Genomic DNA, 509 nt, shown 5'->3' on the forward strand with positions numbered 1-509 from the left:
ACGCGACCGCGTTCGGCTCGTCGCTGTTCTGCTCGCCGCAGACCTACACGGTCGCGAATGCGGACCAGACCTACATGTTCGCCGACACGGTTCACCCGACGACGCGCCTGCATGCGCTGTTCGCGCAGTACGTCGAACAGCAGATCGCGAAATCCGGCGTCGGCAAGTAAGCCGCCGGCCACGCGCCCAAACGAAAACGCCTGACCGGTTCGCGCCGGTCAGGCGTTTTTTCATTCCCGAGCGGAAGGCGAAGACTGCGTCAGTCGCGCGCGTCGAACGCGGCCGCCGCGCGGCCGAGGCGATCGTTGACCGCGATCCATTCGACGGTCTCGGGCAGCTTCTCGACGAGGATGCGCGCGACCTGCGCGCGGTCGAGCGCCCGCAGCATCCCGTACAGGTCGCGTGCATAGGCCTGCGGATCTTCCGGCGCCGCGACGAAATGCACGCCGTCGGCCTGCGCCCAGTGTCCTGCCCGCGACGCGCGGGCAACGAGCGCGACGCGCTCGCCG

Annotated in this window: 1 protein-coding gene and 1 pseudogene; one reads left to right on the forward strand and one right to left on the reverse strand. The window is 69.0% G+C overall.

The features are described 5' to 3' along the window. A pseudogene (locus tag A9Z05_RS36720) lies at positions 1-170 on the forward strand (acylhydrolase); the annotation flags it as partial. Positions 171-259: 89 nt separating this feature from the next. Here A9Z05_RS36720 and A9Z05_RS38270 read toward each other — a convergent pair. Next, the coding region (locus A9Z05_RS38270) for a Sua5 family C-terminal domain-containing protein (protein ID WP_305143990.1) at positions 260-509 on the reverse strand (250 nt) is incomplete at its 5' end.

The sequence above is a fragment of the Burkholderia sp. A2 genome (assembly GCF_001729305.1).
In the GTDB taxonomy this organism is placed as follows: Bacteria; Pseudomonadota; Gammaproteobacteria; order Burkholderiales; family Burkholderiaceae; genus Burkholderia; species Burkholderia sola.